Source organism: Polaromonas sp. P3_C2 (assembly GCF_056402675.1).
This window is the reverse complement of the sequence record NZ_JBFUGX010001202.1, coordinates 1-652: the sequence shown is the minus strand read 5'-3', so window position 1 is coordinate 652 and position 652 is coordinate 1. Positions and strand designations below refer to the sequence as shown.

Genomic DNA, 652 nt, shown 5'->3' with positions numbered 1-652 from the left:
GTCTTCCATGGCTCCGAATACGGGCTGAAAGATGCGGGATTGTCAGACGATTTGGTTCAACGGCTGTGTCGGCCTTGATCGCCGGCCGATAGCCAGGCACTAATTTTGGCGTAAGACTAACAATGTCAGAACCTTTTTCTTTAAAAATCACGGCCAAAAAAGTAAGCCCTGAAGCCCTGCAGGCACTTTCGCGCTTTGCTGCGGCAGTGAACAGCAAGGACGGCAGTGCCTTGCGGGCATTGTTGTCGGATTCTGCGCTCGCCAAGTCGGCGCTGACGACCAACAAGTTGTCGCCCGATATTTTCCTGCCGCATGCGCCATACACCAGTTATCAGTTCAACGTGGTGGATGCCTTGCATGAAGCAACCCAAGCCACGGAGTTGGAGGTCATGCTCGATGGCGCCGAAAAACTGCGCATGGAGCTGGACGGAACAGACCGTGACGCCGATGGATTTTGCGTGTTCTTTTTTGTGTGGCTGGCTTCGGTCGGCCTGACTGCGTTTGATGCGACGGCGAAGTCGTCTCACGGGTGGTCGGCGAAGTGGACGCAGGATGCTGCTAAGCTGACGTTGGTGAAACACAAACTACCGGGCGACGGCGACTCCGCAGAGACCTATGCAAAGCGCAATGCCGCTGCCGAGAAATCGTCTTG

2 protein-coding genes are annotated in these 652 nt (G+C 55.5%); one reads left to right on the top strand and one right to left on the bottom strand.

Annotated features, from left to right (window positions below):
* The coding region (locus AC1DWI_RS25590) for a hypothetical protein (protein ID WP_477726245.1) at window positions 1-217 on the bottom strand (217 nt) is incomplete at its 3' end.
* On the opposite strand from AC1DWI_RS25590, the gene AC1DWI_RS25585 reads away from it, so the two are divergent.
* The coding region (locus tag AC1DWI_RS25585; protein ID WP_477726244.1) for a hypothetical protein at window positions 207-652 on the top strand (446 nt) is incomplete at its 3' end. The genes AC1DWI_RS25590 and AC1DWI_RS25585 overlap by 11 nt on opposite strands.